The sequence below is a fragment of the Streptococcus infantis genome, assembly GCF_019929665.1.
Lineage (GTDB): Bacteria > Bacillota > Bacilli > Lactobacillales > Streptococcaceae > Streptococcus > Streptococcus infantis_H.
Map to the genome: position 1 here is coordinate 265858 of NZ_JAHZPZ010000002.1, position 19123 is coordinate 284980.

The following is a 19123-nucleotide window of genomic DNA, read 5'->3' on the forward strand; positions in this document are numbered from 1 at the left end:
AATCTTGATTTAGGCTTTTTCACGAATGACCAAAACACCATCTTCCATGTCAGCTTCTAGGTGTTTAGCATCAAGGTTATCCAAGTGGAAGTCTGTGACTTTGTCACGGATTTGTTGTTCAACCACACGACGGAGTGGACGAACACCCATGACTTCATCGTAGCCTTCTTCAGCCATGTATTCTTTAGCAGCTTCGCTCACTGCCAAGTCAATATCTTTCTTAGAAAGCGTCTTGTTAACTTCAATCAACATAAGGTCTACAATCTTAGAAAGATCTTCTTTGCTCAAGTGTGAGAATTCGATGACAGCATTGAAACGGTTAAGGAATTCTGGACGGAAGTATGGTTTCAAACGATCCATAAGTTCTGGTTTATCAGCATCTTCTGTCAAGTTAGATTCGTAACCAAAGCCTGCGTTTGAAGTTGCGATAATCACCGTATTCTTGAAGTTGACAGTGTTACCTTGACCATCTGTCAAACGACCATCGTCCAAAACTTGGAGGAGAAGGGTGATGACTTGAGGGTCAGCCTTTTCAATCTCATCCAAAAGTACGATTGAGTATGGATTGCGACGAACGCGTTCTGTCAAGGTATTGTTGTTGTCATCGTAACCAACATAACCTGCAGTTGTACCAATCAATTTAGATACGGCTGTACGGTCGCTATATTCTGACATGTCCAAACGGATGATGGCATCTTTCGTTCCGAACATATCAAGAGCCAATTGTTTGGCCAACTCAGTCTTACCAACACCAGTAGGACCTACAAAGAGGAAGCTACCGATTGGACGGTTACCTTCATCAAAACCAGCACGGTTACGACGGATAGCTTTTGCTACTGCTTCAACAGCCTTGTCTTGACCAATAACTTTCGTTTGCAAACGGTGACCCATATCTTTCAAGCGTTCGATATCGGTTGCACCCATTTGTGATACTGGGATTCCAGTCATACGTTCGACAGATTCAGCTACATCATTAACTGTTGCTGTAACCTTGTGATCTTCTGTATGATTAGCAATTTGCTTTTCAAGCTCTTCGATACGGACTTTTGCATTTAGAGCTGCTTCGTAATCTTCTTTAGCCGCAGCTTCTTCTTGTTTAGTTTTTTCCGCTTGAATTTCGTGCTCAACTGCATGTACGTCTGTCACTGGGTGTTGTGCTGCCAAGTGAGCTGCTGTCACATCCACAAGGTCAATAGCCTTATCAGGCAAGCTACGTTGTGGAATATATTGAACAGAGTAATCAACAGCCGCTTTCAAAACTTCATCTGGCAAAATAACATTGTGGTGTTGTTGATAAAGATCTCGAATACCTTGAAGAATCTTGAAAGTATCTTCAGCAGATGGAGCATTAACCTTCACTTCGTTGAAACGACGAGCAAGGGCTGCATTTTTCAAGATAGTATTACGGTATTCATCTTGAGTAGTTGCGCCAATCACTGTCAATTCTCCACGTGAAAGAGCTGGTTTCAAGATATCAGCAAGACCTTTAGACCCTTGACCGTCACCTGTGCTACCAGCACCAAGGATTTGGTGAATTTCGTCGAAGAAAAGAATAATATTTCCAGCTTCTTTGACTTCGTTTACCAAGTTTTGAATGTTTTCTTCAAAGCTACCACGGTATTGAGTACCAGCTTCAAGTCCAGAAATATCAATAGAAATGATCTCTTTGTTCTTGATAGCTGCAGGAACATCACCGTTCACGATAGCTTGGGCCAATCCTTCTACTACTGCAGTTTTACCAACACCAGCATCACCGACGAGAACTGGATTATTCTTTGTGCGACGAGAAAGAATTTCAGAAGTTTCTTGGATTTCTTTATTACGTCCAATAACCGGATCTAACTTACTTTCACGTGCTTCTGCTGTTAAGTTACGTCCAAGTTTTGCAAGAATCCCATCTTGTTTCATACCTTTACCTTGAACGTACTGAGCTTGTTCACTTCCTTCGCTTGGAAGTTGACCAGTTTGACGGTAAATAGCGAATTCTTCAGGCGTTACTTCACGGCCGTTAATCAAGTAACGACGGTTTTCTGAACTGTATCCACGCATACCACCCATCAATTGGTTAAATAAATCATCCATGTTGTTAAAGTTATTAAAGTTGTTATTCATATTTCATACCTCGTTTGTTTTCAAATTTACTTAGTCAAAATAATTTGACTTTATCTGACCTTTGTTTTAAAAAATTTAGACTAGCTATTTGCTACTCTACGTATAATTTCAGGTTTTTCTTTATCCAATACAGGTTTTTCGATTGGACTTCTAAAAATACTAATGTTAACCATAGGTTGTACCTCTTTTCTAGGTTTTACCCATACTTTGATCTTAAGATAGTATATGCAATCACCTTAAAATCAAGGTTTTCTAAGGACTTTCCTTATCCTTATGTTCTTAGTATATCACTTTGGTCAGTTTTAGTCAAGAGTTTTGACTAAATTTGACTAATTTTTTTTAAAAAATTTTTATAACAAAAAAACCAGTCAGAGTGACTGGTTTTTGATTTACTATTTATAAATCTTAGCTCAATGCATCATCCATTGAAAGAACTTCGTGGAAGACACGTTGTGTTAATTCAGTTTTTTGTTCTGGAGTGAGGTATTTAGTGTTTACACAGTATCCAGAGATACGTACGATTACGTCTTCACCTGACATGATCTTTTCGTAAACATCGTTCAAGTCCATAACGTTCAAGTTAACGTGTTGTCCACCGTTTTCGAAGTAACCATCAAGGATTGTTACCAAGTTATCAACTTGTTCGTCACGAGTTTTACCAAGAGCACGTGGTGAAACTTGAGTTGTCAATGAGATACCATCAGCTGCATAACCAAAGTCAAGGCTAGCAAGTGAGTTCAAGTTTTGCAACCATCCACCTTTAGCTTTGTTAGATGGGTTAGCACCTGGTGAGAAGAATTCAAGTTTAGACAAGTTCACAGAACCATCTTCGTTGAGGTATACACCTTTGTGGACTGGCGAGTTACCAGTTTGTTTAGAGTAAGCAACGTTAGATGTGATTGTCAAAAGTGATACTGTAGCTTCTGCGTCTTTGTATAGTTTGTGGCTACGTAGACGAGTTGTGTAAGCTTCGATCAACCATTCTGCCAATTCGTTTGAACGTGGGTCATCTTCACCCCAACGTGGGTATTCACCGATTGTTTCGTAATCGTAGATGTAGCCATTTTCGTCACGGATTGGTTTAACTGTAGCGTACTTGATAGCTGACAATGTATCAACAGTGTTAGCAAATCCACAGATACCGAATCCCATGTTAGCACGTTGTTTAGTTGGCAAGAAGGCCATTTGAACAGCTTCGTAGTTGTACTTATCAGTCATGTAGTGGATGATGTTCAAAGCATCTACGTAAGTGTCAGTCAACCAGTCAAGAGATTTTTCAAAGTTTGCTTTAACTGATTCGAATTCAAGAACTTCGTCACGGATTGGTTCGATGTCAAATACTTTATAGTCTTTATGAACATCGTCGTAACCACCGTTCAAACCAGTAAGAAGAGCTTTAAGAACGTTAACGCGAGCACCGAAGTACTGGATGTTGTGACGTTGTTCTTCGTTTTCTGGGTCAAGTGGAGACACACAACATGAGATACAGCTCATTTCACCGTATCCATCTTTAGCCATTGTTGTAACACCTTCGTATTGGATTGAAGAGTGTTTGTGGCTCATGTGCATACAGTAGCGACGGAAGTTGTATGGCAATTTGTCAGTCCAAAGAACTGTCAAGTTTGGTTCTGGAGAGTTACCGATGTTGTCAAGAGTGTTCAAGAAACGGTAGTCCATCTTAGTAACACGGTGACGACCGTCGTTACCCATACCAGCCATAGAAGTTGTGATGAAGGTTGGGTCACCTGAGTACAATTGGTCATAAGCTTTTGTACGAGCAAATTTAACTGTACGAAGTTTCATAACGAAATCATCAATAAATTCTTGGATTTCTGATTCAGTAAATGTACCACGAGCAAGGTCACGTTCTGCGTAGATATCCAATACGATTGGCACACGTCCTAGAGATGTAGCTGCACCGTTGATAACACGGCAGACAGCCATGAAGGCAATGTTTACCCATTGGATAGCTTCTTTAACGTTCATCGCTGGTTTGCGAACGTCAACTCCGTAAAGATCACCCAAGCGTACAACTTGTTGCAATGCTTGATATTGAAGGTTGATTTCTTCACGAAGACGGATTGTTTCTTCATCGATTTCTTCGATTGAGTTCCAATCGTTTACTTTTTCTTGCATCAAGTAGTCTGCACCGTAAAGAGCAAGACGCGCATAAACACCGATGATACGTCCACGTGAGTATGCATCTGGAAGACCAGTTACAGTGTGAGCGTGGCGAGCACGACGGATGTTTGAAGTGTAAGCACGGAAGATACCGTCGTTAACAGTTGTTACATATTTTGTGAAAATTTCGTGAACAGCTGGGTCTGGCTCGTATCCATTTTCTTTCAAAGTAGTTTCAGCCATACGGATACCACCTTTTGGCATGAAGTTCAATTTGAAGAGTTCGTCATTTTGGATACCAAAGATAACTTCGTTTTCTTTGTCGATGAATCCTGCAGGGATGTCAGCGATAGACGTTGGACGAGTGTCCATTGGGAAACGAGTTTCTTCGTAGTGTGCTTTAGTTTCTTCTACGATTTTTTTGATGTGAAGTGAACGCTCTGTTGGTCCTGCAAGGAAGCTTTCATCTCCATCATAAGGTGTGTAGTTAGCTTGTACAAAGCGTGATACACTTGCTTTTTCTTTCCAGTCAACACCTTTAAAGCCTTCCCAGGCTTTGTCAAAAATGTCCTGTGCTTCAACAACTGTCTTAACAACCATGTTAATGTCCTCTTTTATCTTTCTAGTAACAGTAATCTGTTACATTCATATATTCAGTATAACACACAGTAAACGATTTCAACAAGTGAAATCACACTTTTTAGGTACTTTCTTTTATAATACAGTTGTTATTTTAGTACAAACTGTAGTATATTTTTGAAAAAGATTTAGCTATTTCCTATTTTTTCAGAAAAAAGGTATAATAAGGCTAGATAAACTACCAAAGAAAGGCCATTTCATGCTGATATTTCCACTGATGAATGATTTATCCCGTAAAATTATCCACATTGACATGGATGCCTTTTTTGCTGCTGTAGAAATTCGTGACAATCCTAAACTTAAAGGGAAACCTGTTATTATTGGTAGCGACCCTAGGAAAACAGGTGGTCGGGGAGTTGTTTCAACCTGTAGTTATGAAGCCAGAGCATTCGGCATTCACTCAGCCATGAGTTCCAAAGAGGCTTATGAACGCTGTCCTCAAGCTATTTTTATTTCTGGGAACTATGAAAAATATACTACTGTTGGCCAACAGATTCGAGCTATTTTTAAACGATATACGGATAAAATTGAACCCATGAGTATCGACGAAGCTTATCTAGATGTAACTGAAAACAAGCTTGGTATCAAATCTGCTGTTAAAATTGCTCGTTTAATTCAGCAGGATATCTGGAATGAATTACAATTAACAGCTTCTGCTGGTGTATCATACAATAAATTTTTAGCTAAAATGGCAAGTGACTATCAAAAGCCTCGTGGTTTGACAGTCATTCTTCCTGATGAAGCTGAAGATTTTCTCAAACAAATGGATATCGCTAAATTCCACGGTGTGGGCAAGAAAACAGTTGAAAAACTCCATCAAATGGCTGTATATACGGGTACTGACCTTTTAGAGATTTCTGAAATCACTCTCATTGATCGTTTCGGAAGACTCGGCTTTGATCTATATCGTAAGGCTCGTGGTATAGATAACTCTCCCGTCAAATCAAATCGTATCCGTAAATCTATTGGTAAAGAAAAAACTTACAGTAAGATTCTAAGTCTAGATGAAGATATTAAAAAAGAGCTAACTCTTCTTTCGGAAAAAGTTGCTCTTAGTCTTCAAAAATATGAGAAAAGTGGTAAGATCGTCATTTTGAAAATCCGCTATGCTGACTTTTCTACTTTGACAAAACGAAAAACACTGAATCAACAAACACAAGACTCTGAAGAAATTGCTCAAAGCATTATCCAACTCTATGAAACACTGAGTGATAAAGACAAGGGAGTCCGTTTGTTAGGAGTCACTGTGACAGGATTTTAAAAACCTTGAAGGAATCTACCCTCAAGGTTTTTTTCTTATACAAATAGTCGAATGAAGCTATAAAGTAGTAACACACTACCAAGGACAATACGGTATTTACCAAACACTGTAAAGTCGTGTTTTTTGACATAGCTGGTCAAGAAACGAATGGCAACCATGCTGACTGCAAAAGCCACTACCATGGCTACCAAGAGCAAGAAGAATTGACCAAAACTCAAGACTTCTCCCGCTTTGATAAATTTAAAAATCTTCAAAGCGCTGGCTCCAAACATAACTGGAATTCCTAGATAGAAGGTAAATTCTGTCACCACTGAACGACTAGTACCGTTTAACAAACCACCAATGATTGTGGCACCAGAACGACTAGTTCCTGGTAAAAGGGACAAAACTTGGAAAAGACCGATATACAATGCTGTTTTGTAAGGTAATTTATCTAACTCAGTAACTGTTGGCTCAATCGCTTGCGCTTTGTTACGTTTTTCAAGATAGATAAAGGCAACCCCATAAACAATCAACATAATGGCTACTGAAACCTTGTTATGGAAATAGGTATCAAACCAATCATCAAACTTAAAGACTAAGAGAAGAGGAAGAGTCGCCACAAAAACTTTGGACCATAACTGCCAAGTTCTACGAACTTCGGCTTTTTCTTTACCTGGTTTGAAAGGATTAAGTTTATTAAAGTAGATAACCACTACTGCAAAGATGGCACCAAGTTGAATGACTACGTTAAACATAGACATAAAGGCTTCATTTTGATCTTTATACTGGATAAACTCTTCTGCTAGGATCAAGTGACCAGTACTTGAAATCGGCAACCATTCCGTAATTCCTTCAACAATACCAAAAAAGATAGATTTTAAAATTTCAATAAGATACATAGATAACTCCTTTTTCTGTCCTCCATTATATCATACTTTTATAAGCTGTGTTTAATTTTCTTTAAAAGGCGCCTATACTACCGCCTCCACCGCCTCCAGAGAATCCGCCTCCAGAACTTCCATTACTAGAAGATACTGAGTAAGTACTTGCCGTATTTGCGACACTGGCATAATGGTTCATTTGCGCTGTTGAATAATAAAACATGCTATGCCAGCCATAGGCTACATAGAGATTGATATCTGGATTTTCAACTTGGATCTGGTGAACCTTCATCAAATGGCTAACCTTGTCAGCATATCCAAACAAAGTTGCATACACTAATAGACGATTCCAAACAACAATACTTTCCAATTCAGCCTGATCCAGTCGTGCAATCTCACGTAACATATTTTCAAAACTCGTCCAAAGATAATAGACCTCTGCTCCTGCTTCATTTAGGACACCATCACGATTATCTAGTCGAATCTTCCAATAATAGAAAGCAGCCAAAACTAAACCTATTAAGCCAAGTATTGGCAAGGGCAGGTAAAGATAGCCATGAACGTCCAAACTGTACAAGAACAAACCAAATCCGATGATTAGTGGGAAAATAGTAGAAACACCCATGCTCACTTGCAAGACCTTTTCCCCGCTAGTCAAGGGGCGATAATAATCTGGTAGCCCCAAGAAAGCGACTCGGTCCTTGACCCCTTCTTGCATCTCTTTCAATGCTCTTTCAAAAGAATATTTGAGCTTACGACCTTTTGTTTGAATCCGTCTTTCATCAGCAGCTTTTGCTCCACGGTAAAGACTCTCAGAGACCTTATAATCCGCAAATAAATCAGAAACAGCAACTTCTTTTTTACCTGAAAAGGCCAGATTTAGACAGGTCCTCTCAAAGCTTGCCAAGCCATCTTCTTTTACCAACCTTAAAGTAACTACATCTCCTTCTGAAATAATAGAAACATTCCCACGGTCAATCACATCTAACAAGGTAGCTTGAATAAGCTGGTTGAAGGTAAATTTGCCTGCTCCTTTGATTAGAGGGCTTACTTCCTCTATGGAAGTAGAATAAACAGCTTCAGATAAAACCATAGGCTCTAATTCCATCGGCGGTTCATAGAGACGATGATTTTTGGCATATTTGACTGAAGGAGTGGTTTTTCTTCTATAAATAAAATAGAAGCAGATACTCAATAACAAGGAGATGGAAAGTATTGAAGGAAACACCCAAGTAACGAGTTGTTTACTCTGCTCTTTTTCTCTACCAATCGAGTCTTCTATCTTATTAAACTCTTCTAAACGATTCCCTTTTAAGCCCTGATCCATAGCGCTAGCAAAATCAGTTCGAGGCCAGTAGGCATGCAACTCAACTCCGCGCTTAGACGGAAGATTATCTAAGCGAATAGTATAGTCAGGACCACTCTGTTCAATACTTCCCTCTCTATAAAGTTGACCTGTGTGGAAAAAGAGTTTTTCAGCCCCCTTCTCTCCGCTTACATGAAACTCAAACTTTTCAATAGATTCTGAACTGTCTGTTAAGGGTTGCCAATTTAATTCAGCGATATCATTATACAAGAAAAGAAGGTTTTTCAATTGCCAGGTAAGTTCCACTTCGACCCTGTCCCCTTCCCGACCTGGATTATAGACTTTAACAGTATAACCATTCGTTTCTTCTGTCACTTCGCTAGTAAGATTTTCAATTTTATGACCGTTTTTAGATGCCTCAACCTTTGGATCAGGATCAATTTCAAATCCCTTCGGCATTTTCCCTGCTTTTCCGAGTCCAATCAATTGACCATTAAAATCATCTTTAAAGTGGTAGGTGATTGTTTCTTTGAAAACTGCTGTATTATCTGCATGAATATTCAAATCTCCTTTATAGGAAAGAATATCGAAATCTACTGCAAAAACTAGACGAGGCACAAATAGCAAACAGGTAAATACCAGAGCAAGAAGCCATCTCTTTTTCATCTTACATTCCCTTTCATGTTTTTTCACTATTATATCATTTTTTAGAACTTAAGGTTTACTTGTATTGAAAATCTCACCATTTTTAGATACAATAGAGGAAGCCATTTTTAGACTAGAATTAGGAGAAAACATGAAAAAATTATGCTTATCTATCCTTGCTAGCCTAGCCCTTACTCTAGGACTAGTTAGCCAGGTCCAAGCCGATGAATATTTACGCATCGGAATGGAGGCAGCTTACGCACCTTTTAACTGGACTCAGGATGACGACAGTAATGGTGCTGTCAAAATCGATGGAACCAATCAATATGCCAACGGGTATGATGTCCAAATCGCTAAAAAGATTGCTAAGGACCTTGGTAAAGAACCTTTGGTTGTAAAAACTAAATGGGAAGGACTCGTTCCAGCCCTTACCTCTGGTAAAATCGATATGATCATTGCAGGTATGAGCCCAACTGCCGAACGCAAACAAGAAATTGCCTTCTCAAGCAGCTACTACACTAGCGAACCAGTACTTTTGGTCAAGAAGGATTCTGCCTATGCTAATGCTAAATCACTAGACGACTTTAGCGGAGCAAAAATCACTTCTCAGCAAGGTGTTTACCTTTATAATTTGATTTCACAAATCTCAGGTGCTCAGAAAGAAACTGCCATGGGTGATTTCGCACAGATGCGTCAAGCCCTTGAAGCTGGTGTTATTGACGCCTATGTTTCTGAACGTCCAGAAGCCTTAACTGCCGAATCAGCAAACGCTAAGTTCAAAATGATTCAGCCAGAACCTGGTTTTAAAACTGGAGAAGAAGATACATCTATTGCTATCGGGCTCCGTAAAGACGACGAACGTATCAGTCAAATCAACGCTAGCATTGAAACCATTTCTAAAGAAGAACAAGTTGCGCTCATGGATCGTATGATCAAAGAGCAACCTGCCGAATCTACAACAACTGAAGAAAGCAACAGTAATTTCTTTGGCCAAGTTACTAAAATTCTATCTGAGAACTGGCAACAACTCTTGCGTGGTGCAGGTATTACTCTTCTCATTTCCATTATCGGTACTATCGTCGGTCTCATCATTGGTCTTGCTATCGGTGTCTTCCGTACTGCACCTCAATCTGAAAATCAATTTATCTACGTTATCCAAAATCTACTTGGCTGGATTCTCAACGTCTATATTGAAATTTTCCGTGGTACTCCTATGATTGTACAAGCCATGGTTATCTACTATGGTACTGCACAAGCCTTTGGAATCAACCTAGACCGAACACTGGCTGCTATCTTTATCGTTTCTATCAATACGGGTGCCTACATGACAGAAATCGTCCGTGGCGGTATTCTGGCTGTTGATAAGGGACAATTCGAAGCGGCAACTGCACTTGGTATGACTCATAATCAAACCATGCGTAAGATTGTTTTGCCTCAAGTTGTTCGAAATATTCTACCAGCAACTGGTAATGAGTTCGTCATCAACATCAAGGATACTTCTGTATTGAACGTTATCTCTGTTGTAGAACTTTACTTCTCAGGAAATACAGTAGCAACACAAACCTACCAATACTTCCAAACCTTTACCATCATCGCAGTTATCTACTTTGTCCTTACCTTTACAGTAACGCGTATTCTCCGTTACATTGAAAAACGTATGGATATGGATACCTACACAACAGGTGCTAACCAAATGCAAACGGAGGATTTGAAATAATGAATCAACCCATTCTTGAAATCAAACACCTCAAAAAATCCTATGGACAAAACGAGGTCCTAAAAGACATCTCACTCACTATTCATAAAGGAGAAGTGATTTCTATCATCGGTAGTTCCGGTAGTGGTAAATCAACCTTCCTACGTTCAATAAACTTACTTGAAACACCAACTGAAGGTAAAATCCTTTATCACGGTGAAAATGTCCTCGAAAAAGGATATAACCTCACTCACTATCGAGAAAAACTAGGAATGGTCTTCCAGTCCTTCAACCTTTTTGAAAATCTAAACGTGCTTGAAAATACAATCGTTGCCCAAACAACTGTACTCAAACGTGATCGCTCAGAAGCAGAGAAAGTTGCTAAAGAAAACCTTGAAAAAGTCGGCATGGGAGAACGTTACTGGCAAGCCAAACCTAAACAACTTTCTGGTGGGCAAAAGCAGCGTGTTGCTATTGCTCGTGCACTTTCCATGAATCCTGATGCCATTCTCTTTGATGAGCCTACATCAGCCCTTGACCCTGAAATGGTCGGTGAAGTTCTCAAAATCATGCAAGATTTAGCTCAAGAAGGCTTGACCATGATCGTCGTAACCCACGAAATGGAATTTGCTCGCGATGTATCACACCGTGTCATCTTTATGGATAAGGGTGTCATTGCAGAAGAAGGCAAACCAGAAGATCTATTTACTAATCCCAAAGAAGAACGTACAAGAGAATTTTTACAACGCTATCTTCGATAAGAGAAAAGACTGCCATTGCAGTCTTTTTTTATATTCCAAAAAATGAAAAGGCAGATTCTTTTCGAACCTGCCTATATCCAAAGACTAATCTTCAAATTTTTCATGATTTTTATTGTAGAAATCAATTAAGCCGAGGGCTGTTTCAAAGGAAATGTTTTTAACTTTTGCACGTCCTTGAGCCAAAGCAATGATAGACATCTCACGCGCATTCGTTTCCTTAGAAATACGATACCCTGTGATCTTCTTATCACGAACCCAGCTAACAACTGCTTCTACTTTTTCAAAGTTAGACTTAGCCATGTTATTCTCCTATTTTTTTCTTTACGCAACTTCATTCTATATGTTTTTATAGCATTTGTCAATTGAAACACATATATTAATAAAGTTATTGCGTTAAGATTATAATTATTTAGCTTTCAAAGCTGATAATATATGGGTTCGAATATCTTCAACTCCATTAGGATTTGCTGGCAAGAATATTGTATTATTTCCTTGTTTATCTGCAAAATTATTCAATGTATCCAAATACTGATTGGTTAATAGGATTGACATAATTTGTTCTTCAGTTAATTCGACATTGGCTCCTTTTAACTCTTTAATAGAATCAGCAAGTCCATCAACAATTGCTTTCCGCTGCTCTGCGATCCCCACACCATGGAGGCGATCTTTTTCTGCCTCAGCTTCTGCCGCTGTAACGATCTTAATTTTATCTGCTTCAGCCAATTCTTGAGCTGCCACTCTCTTACGTTGGGCAGCATTAATTTCGTTCATTGATTGTTTGACTTCTGCATCCGGCTCAACTTTGGTAATGAGCGTCTTAACGATAATATACCCATACGTTGACATTTCTTCCGCTACTTGCTTTTGAACTTCTAATGCAATTTCATCTTTTTTCTCAAACAATTCATCCAAAGTTAACTTAGGAACAGATGAGCGCAATGCATCTTCAATATAAGATTTGATTTGAGCTTCAGGTCTCATCAATTTATAGTAAGCGTCTGTAACGTTTAACTCATTGACACGATACTGAGTTGCGACATTCATAGTCACAAAAACGTTATCTTGGGTTTTGGTTTCAACCACGATCTCACTTTGTAAAAGGCGTAGCTGCACACGAGCTGCAATTTTGTCAATGCCAAATGGTGCCCGTAGATGAATACCACTATTACTTAACTTTTGATACTTACCAAATCGTTCGATAATTGCAACAGACTGTTGACGAACGACATAAACAGAGCTCACTAACATAGCTCCTACAATAAGCATTAGAATCACTAGAACAAGTAAAACTTGTAAAACCATGGGAATCTCCCCCTTTCTTCACTTACATTATAGCACTCGTATATAGGTTAGGCAAATGATATGATAAAAATTTTATAGGATATTAAACAAGCATATTATATAGAGTTTCATTCCCATTCAAGTTAATATAAGACGGATCAAATTTCTCCATTCGGTGAATCAAGCCCGCATAATCATGCTTGTTAGCAAGAGCAATACCGATTAAGACTGGTCCTGTTCCCTTGCTGGCACGTTTAATATACTCAAAACGTGTGATGTCGTCATTCGGTCCTAAAATATCATTTACAAACTCACGAAGAGCACCTGGACGTTGTGGGAAGTTTACCACAAAGTAATGCTTGATCCCATCATAAATCAAGGCACGCTCTTCCATCTCTGGCATACGGTTGATATCGTTATTTCCTCCAGAGATGATACAACAAATAGTCTTACCCTTTATATAATCTGACAGTACTTCCAAGGCCGCCACACTAGCAGCACCGGCAGGCTCAGCAACAATCCCCTGTTTAGAGTATAGATCTATCAAGGTCTCAGAGATTAAACCTTCATCAACTCCGATAAGCGTTTCAACATTTTTACGGGTTGCTTCATAGGTCAATTGTCCAACCTTCTGCACAGCAATCCCGTCTGCAAACTTATCAATTTCTTTAAGTTTAACCGGACCTCCAGCCTCAAATGCTGCCTTCATGGAACGAGCTCCGTTAGCTTCTACACCCAGAACTTCAATAGCCGGATTCGTTTCCTTTATATAAGTAGAAACTCCTGCAATGAGTCCTCCACCTCCTACAGGCACCAAGACAGTATCAAAATCAATGGATTCTTTTCGCGCTTCTTCTAAAATTTCATAAGCTACTGTTCCCTGACCAGCTTGAACATAGGGATCATCAAAAGGATCAATAAACGTACGATTTTCAGCAACTGTATAGTCTTGAGCTGCCTTGGCCGAGGCATCAAAGGTATCTCCTACCAATTTGATAGTTACAAAATCTCCACCAAAGAAACGAACCTGACCAATTTTCTGTTGAGGCGTTGTAATTGGCATAAAGATTGTTGCAGGAATCTTCATCTCGTTACAAGTGTAGGCAACACCTTGAGCGTGATTTCCCGCTGATGCACACACTACTCCACGTTCACGTTCTTCCTTAGTCAATTGTGAGATGGCATAATAAGCTCCACGAATTTTAAAAGAGCGGACTCGTTGAGCATTTTCTTTTTTGAGATAAATTTTAGCTCCGTATTTTTCTGATAAATAATGATCGTAGTCAAGTGGTGTATTGGCTACGACACCACTCAGAACCTTGTGGGCCTTCACCACATCTTTTGCACTAAGCATAATCTTCTCCTTGATTCTTTTTCAAGATAAAAAGCGGGTTAGGTACCCCCCAACTCGCCTTCTATTTTTATTCTCAAAAATTAGTTGTAGATTTTGAATGCGTCATCGTCGTTTTTACCAACAAATGGCATTGCTTTACGCAACTCTGCACCAACCTTTTCAATTTCAAGGTTAGCTGCTTGTTCACGGTAAGCAGTCAATTTTGGACGTCCAGCTTTGTAGTCGTTCACAAAGTCGTTGGCAAATGTACCATTTTGGATGTCCGCAAGAACGGCTTTCATGTTTTCTTTCACTTGGTCAGTGATGACACGTGGACCAGAAACATAGTCACCGTATTCAGCAGTGTTTGAAATTGATTGACGCATTTTCTTGAATCCACCTTCGTAGATCAAGTCAACGATCAATTTCATTTCGTGAAGGACTTCAAAGTAAGCCAATTCTGGTGCATAACCAGCTTCAGTCAAGACTTCAAATCCTGCTTCCATCAAGGCAGTTAACCCACCACAAAGAACTGCTTGTTCACCGAACAAATCTTCTTCTGTTTCTTCTTTAAAACTTGTTTCAAGAAGACCAACGCGTGCTGAACCAACACCTTTAGCCCAGTCCATGGCGATATCTTTAGCATTTCCAGTCGCGTCTTGGTAAACTGCATAAAGTGCTGGAACACCAAATCCTTCTTCGAAAGTACGACGTACCAAGTGACCTGGCCCTTTAGGAGCACACATGAAGACATCTACATCTGCAGGAACTTTGATGAATTCGAAGTGGATATTGAAGCCATGCGCAAATCCAACTGCATTCCCAGCTTCCAAGTTTGGAGCTACTTCTTCTGCGTAAAGGTCAGCTTGGATTTCGTCTGGTGCCAAAATCATGATAACATCAGCCAATTTAGTTGCTTCTGCTACTGTATAAGTATCAAAACCATCTTCTTTTGCCTTATCAAAAGATTTACCTGGACGAACACCGATGATCACATCGTGACCTGAATCACGCAAGTTTTGAGCGTGAGCATGACCTTGTGAACCATAACCGATAACAGCGATTTTTTTACCATCAAGTGCTGCTACTTTTACATCTTTTTCGTATTCCATTTGAACTGCCATAGTTTTTCTCTCTTTTCTATATTTATTGCCTGATAGGCTAGATTAACAAATTTAAGTTATTTTTTACTCAATGAAAATCAAAGAGCAAATTAGGAAGCTAGGCGCAGGTTGCTCAAAGCACTGCTTTGAGGTTGTAAATAAGACTGACGAAGTCAGTAACATATACCTACGGCAAAGCAAAGCTGACGTGATTTGAAGAGATTTTCGAAGAGTATTAATCGCGGGTAAATCCAGTTGCACCCGTCCGAGCGATATTCTTGATACCGTATGGTCGAATAACCCGAATCAAAGCTTCACTCTTTTCCGCATTCCCAGTCATCTGAACAGTAATGGAGCTCGGAGCCACATCAACAACAGTTGCACGGAAAGGCTGGATAATAGCTAAAATTTCTGCTCGCTTCTCTGCAGGCGCTGAGACCTTGATCAGAATCACTTCGCGCTCCAAGTGCGGTTTATCTGTGATATCACGGACACGAATAACGTCGACCTGACGGTTGAGTTGTTTGATGATTTGCTCAACCTCATCATTCGATGCAACATCAATGATAATGGTAATTCTAGACACATTAGGATTTTCTGTTGCACCTACCGAGATACTCTCAATATTGACTTGGCGTCTAGACAAGACACCGGTAAAGCGATTGAGAACTCCTGACCGGTTTTGAAGTTTGGCTGTTAACATTCTACGCATTAAACTTCACCCCCAACATCTCATGATTACTCTTACCAGCTGGTACCATCGGTAAAACATGCTCTTTACGAGAAATATCTACCTCGATAAACATTGGTACATCTTCCAAGATGACTTCCAAATCCTTCTCTAAGGTTTCAGGATTATCAAATTTATAATTCTTAATTCCATAGGCTTGAGCCATCAATTGGAAATCAGGAAGGCTATCAAAGACTGACTCTGATGTTCGACCATCGTAGAAGGCTTCTTGCCATTGACGAACCATCCCAAGTGAATGGTTATTAAGCATGATGACCTTGATTGGAATCTTGTAGATGTTCAAGATTGCTAATTCCTGATTGGTCATTTGGAAACCACCATCACCGACAAAGAGCACGACCTCCTTATCTGGATTAGCAATTTTTGCCCCAATGGCTGCAGGAACTCCAAATCCCATGGTTCCTAGTCCACCTGAAGTTACGAGTTGACGCTCGTTTTGATAAGGGTAGTATTGAGCCGTCCACATTTGGTGTTGTCCGACGTCAGTTACGACAATGGCATCACCCTTAGTCAATTCGCCTATACGTTCAATAACTGCTTGTGGTTGTACGACACGTTCCTTTTTATCATAAGAACGAACACGATTCTTATCTTTGGTAACTTTTTCAATCCATTTTTCAGTATTGTTACGAACGATTGGCTCCGCTAGTAACTGCTGCAAGGCCTTTTTAGCATCTCCGACAACTGGGATATCAACAGCGATAATCTTACCAATCTCTGCTGGATCGATATCAATATGCGCTACTTTGGCATTCTTCGCAAATGTCTTAGGATTACCAGTCAAACGGTCGTCAAAACGACACCCAATCGAAATCATAAAATCAGCTTCAGTCATTGCGATATTGGCTGCAAAGGAACCATGCATCCCACCCATTCCCAAAAACAGTGGATGGCTAGTTGCAATTGTTCCCTGTCCCAAAAGACTGGTAACAACAGGAATTTGATATCGCTCTGCAAATTCATTTAACTCCGCTGCAGCCTCTGCATAGCTAATTCCACCACCAGCTAACAAAACTGGCTTCTTAGCCTTAGAGAGTTGCTTCAAGATCTTCTTGATTTGCATCTCATTTGGCTCTAAAGTTGGTTGATAACTTGGTAAATCTATCTCTGAAGAATAGACGAAGTCCGTTTCAAGAGCTGAAACATCTTTTGGCAAGTCAATAACAACTGGTCCTGGACGACCGGTAGTCGCAATGTGCACAGCCTCTGTAATCACACGTGGAATATCTGCTGTCTCACGAACCTGATAGTTGTACTTGGTAATCGGCATGGTAATACCGACAATATCTGCTTCTTGAAAAGCATCTTTACCGATTCCCGCTCTTGCCACCTGACCTGTGAAGACCAAAAGGGGAACACTGTCACTCATGGCATCTGCAATACCAGTAATAGCATTCGTAGCTCCTGGTCCACTTGTGACGACTGCGACACCAAGTTTCCCTGTTGACTTAGCATAACCTTCTGCTTCATGAAGACAACCTTGTTCATGCCGACCTAGAATATGGCGAATGCCTTTAAAATTATAAATAGCATCATATAAAGGCAATACCGCCCCGCCTGGATAACCAAAAATCGTATCGATTCCTAGGTCACGGAGCGTTTCCAAAACGAGTTCCGAACCTGACTTTGGTGAGTCTAAAATGATTTTCTCCATCGTTCCCCTTTCTCTTCTCAATAAAATGACTTGTTTCTATAATACCATTTTTTCAAAAATTTTCAAGACAAAAGAAACAATTTTCTGAATTTTCTATCTAGATACTTTACACTATCAAATAGATTAGAAAGTTTATACGTATTTATATTTTTTGAATAGAAAAAAGGTTGAGACAAAATGTCCCAACCTTTTGATTATTTACTAATTAAAGTGAGTTAACGTCAACCTTGATACCAACACCTTGAGTAGTTGTGATTGTCAAGCTTGTTACGTAAGTTCCTTTTGCTGTAGCTGGTTTAGCTTTTTGGATTGTTTCGTTGAATGCTTTGAAGTTTTCAACTAACTTGTCAGCTTCAAATGAAACTTTACCGATGATAGCTTGTACGATACCTGCACGGTCAGCACGGTAAGTAATTTTACCACCTTTAGACTCTTCAACTGCTTTAGCAACATCCATTGTTACAGTACCAGTTTTAGGGTTTGGCATCAAGTTACGTGGTCCAAGGACACGTCCAAGACGTCCAACAAGAGCCATCATGTCAGGTGTAGCGATAACTACGTCGAAGTCCAACCAACCGTCGTTGATTTTAGCAACAAGGTCGTCTTCACCAACGAAGTCTGCACCAGCAGCTTTAGCTTCTTCAGCTTTTGCACCACGTGCAAATACAAGAACGCGAGCTGTTTTACCAGTACCGTTTGGCAATACCATTGCTCCACGGATTTGTTGGTCAGCTTTTTTCACGTCGATGTTCAAGTTGTATGCAACTTCTACAGTTGCGTCAAATTTTGCAAAGTTAGTTTCTTTTGCAAGAGCTACAGCTTCTTCTACGCTGTATGCTTTTGTGCTGTCGATTTTCTCAAGAGCAGCACGAAGTTGTTTGCTTTTTTTAGCCATTTTCTATTCTCCTTGTAAGTGGTTCAATCGATTTTCATCTCCCACGTCACTTCTCGAAATGATGAAGTCTTGCGGGTTATATAGGGAAGTTATTGATTAGTCAACAACAGTGAATCCCATAGAACGAGCAGTACCTTCGATCATACGCATTGCAGACTCAATGTTTGCAGCGTTCAAATCTGGCATCTTAGTTTCTGCAATTTCTTGTACTTGTGCACGAGTAACTGTAGCAACTTTAGTTTTGTTAGGTGTACCTGATCCTTTTTCAACACCTGCAGCTTTTTTCAAAAGAACAGCAGCTGGTGGTGTTTTAGTAACGAAAGTAAATGATTTATCTTCGTATACTGAGATAACAACTGGAATGATCATACCAGCTTGATCAGCTGTACGAGCGTTGAACTCTTTTGTGAATCCCATGATGTTGATACCAGCTTGACCAAGAGCAGGTCCAACCGGTGGAGCTGGTGTAGCTTTACCAGCAGGGATTTGCAATTTTACAAGTTTTTCGACTTTTTTAGCCATTTTTAAATCCTCCTTTGTGGTTTTGGCGGTAATTTAGAGATTTTTACCTCCCACAAGTATGTTTTACACATACCCTACTATTATACACTAATCTATCTCAAATGCAAGAGAAAAATCCTATTTTTAGAGAAATTTTATTACTGAATTTGGCTATTATTTCTTTCGTGAAAGAGTTCTGAA

The 19123-nt window shown here is 39.7% G+C and carries 15 protein-coding genes; 3 read left to right on the forward strand and 12 right to left on the reverse strand.

The window, feature by feature from the left end:
* Positions 1–9 precede the first annotated feature (9 nt).
* Together K1I61_RS04640 and pflB are read right to left on the reverse strand one after the other, a co-directional pair.
* Entirely contained in the window at positions 10–2112 is a 2103-nt protein-coding gene (locus tag K1I61_RS04640; RefSeq protein WP_223333597.1) for an AAA family ATPase, read from the reverse strand.
* A gap of 405 nt (positions 2113–2517) precedes the next feature.
* Positions 2518–4833 (reverse strand): formate C-acetyltransferase, encoded by a 2316-nt coding sequence (gene pflB / locus K1I61_RS04645; RefSeq protein ID WP_004251975.1) that lies wholly within the window; start codon positions 4831–4833, stop codon positions 2518–2520.
* 238 nt (positions 4834–5071) lie between these two features.
* Between pflB and dinB the strand changes: the two genes are divergently transcribed.
* Positions 5072–6133 (forward strand): DNA polymerase IV, encoded by a 1062-nt coding sequence (gene dinB / locus K1I61_RS04650; RefSeq protein ID WP_223333599.1) that lies wholly within the window; start codon positions 5072–5074, stop codon positions 6131–6133.
* 35 nt (positions 6134–6168) lie between these two features.
* On the opposite strand, the gene K1I61_RS04655 is transcribed toward dinB, so the two are convergent.
* Both K1I61_RS04655 and K1I61_RS04660 read right to left on the reverse strand, forming a co-directional pair.
* A complete protein-coding gene (locus K1I61_RS04655; RefSeq protein ID WP_223333601.1) occupies positions 6169–7014 on the reverse strand; it encodes an undecaprenyl-diphosphate phosphatase in 846 nt (281 codons plus the stop codon).
* A 61-nt stretch (positions 7015–7075) separates the two neighbouring features.
* Positions 7076–8968 carry a DUF2207 domain-containing protein gene (locus K1I61_RS04660; protein ID WP_223333603.1) on the reverse strand — a complete coding sequence of 631 codons (1893 nt, stop codon included), beginning with the start codon at positions 8966–8968 and terminating at the stop codon, positions 7076–7078.
* A 130-nt stretch (positions 8969–9098) separates the two neighbouring features.
* Between K1I61_RS04660 and K1I61_RS04665 the strand changes: the two genes are divergently transcribed.
* Positions 9099–10664 carry an ABC transporter substrate-binding protein/permease gene (locus tag K1I61_RS04665; RefSeq protein WP_223333606.1) on the forward strand — a complete coding sequence of 522 codons (1566 nt, stop codon included), beginning with the start codon at positions 9099–9101 and terminating at the stop codon, positions 10662–10664.
* The gene (locus tag K1I61_RS04670; protein ID WP_004251965.1) at positions 10664–11404 is read left to right on the forward strand and encodes an amino acid ABC transporter ATP-binding protein; all 741 of its coding nucleotides are present in this window, start codon (positions 10664–10666) and stop codon (positions 11402–11404) included. Before K1I61_RS04665 ends, K1I61_RS04670 begins: the two co-directional genes overlap by 1 nt.
* Before the next feature lie 84 nt (positions 11405–11488).
* Here K1I61_RS04670 and K1I61_RS04675 read toward each other — a convergent pair whose 3' ends face one another.
* From K1I61_RS04675 to rplK, 8 genes are all read right to left on the reverse strand, one after another.
* A complete protein-coding gene (locus tag K1I61_RS04675) occupies positions 11489–11704 on the reverse strand; it encodes a capsule biosynthesis transcriptional regulator (protein ID WP_004251963.1) in 216 nt (71 codons plus the stop codon).
* A 105-nt stretch (positions 11705–11809) separates the two neighbouring features.
* On the reverse strand, positions 11810–12706 hold the full coding sequence (locus K1I61_RS04680; RefSeq protein ID WP_004251962.1) for an SPFH domain-containing protein: 897 nt from the start codon (positions 12704–12706) through the stop codon (positions 11810–11812).
* An 82-nt stretch (positions 12707–12788) separates the two neighbouring features.
* Complete coding sequence (gene ilvA, locus K1I61_RS04685) at positions 12789–14039, reverse strand: threonine ammonia-lyase IlvA (protein WP_004251960.1); 1251 nt, start codon at positions 14037–14039, stop codon at positions 12789–12791.
* Positions 14040–14119: 80 nt separating this feature from the next.
* Entirely contained in the window at positions 14120–15142 is a 1023-nt protein-coding gene (gene ilvC / locus K1I61_RS04690; RefSeq protein ID WP_223333608.1) for a ketol-acid reductoisomerase, read from the reverse strand.
* 214 nt (positions 15143–15356) lie between these two features.
* The gene (gene ilvN, locus K1I61_RS04695; protein ID WP_223333610.1) at positions 15357–15833 is read right to left on the reverse strand and encodes an acetolactate synthase small subunit; all 477 of its coding nucleotides are present in this window, start codon (positions 15831–15833) and stop codon (positions 15357–15359) included.
* Complete coding sequence (locus tag K1I61_RS04700; protein WP_006152123.1) at positions 15826–17526, reverse strand: acetolactate synthase large subunit; 1701 nt, start codon at positions 17524–17526, stop codon at positions 15826–15828. The genes ilvN and K1I61_RS04700 overlap by 8 nt, the downstream gene beginning before the upstream one ends.
* 205 nt (positions 17527–17731) lie before the next feature.
* Positions 17732–18421, reverse strand: coding sequence for a 50S ribosomal protein L1 (rplA, locus tag K1I61_RS04705; protein ID WP_001085672.1), 690 nt, complete (start codon positions 18419–18421; stop codon positions 17732–17734).
* A 96-nt stretch (positions 18422–18517) separates the two neighbouring features.
* Positions 18518–18943 (reverse strand): 50S ribosomal protein L11, encoded by a 426-nt coding sequence (rplK, locus tag K1I61_RS04710; protein ID WP_001085808.1) that lies wholly within the window; start codon positions 18941–18943, stop codon positions 18518–18520.
* Positions 18944–19123: the final 180 nt, after the last annotated feature.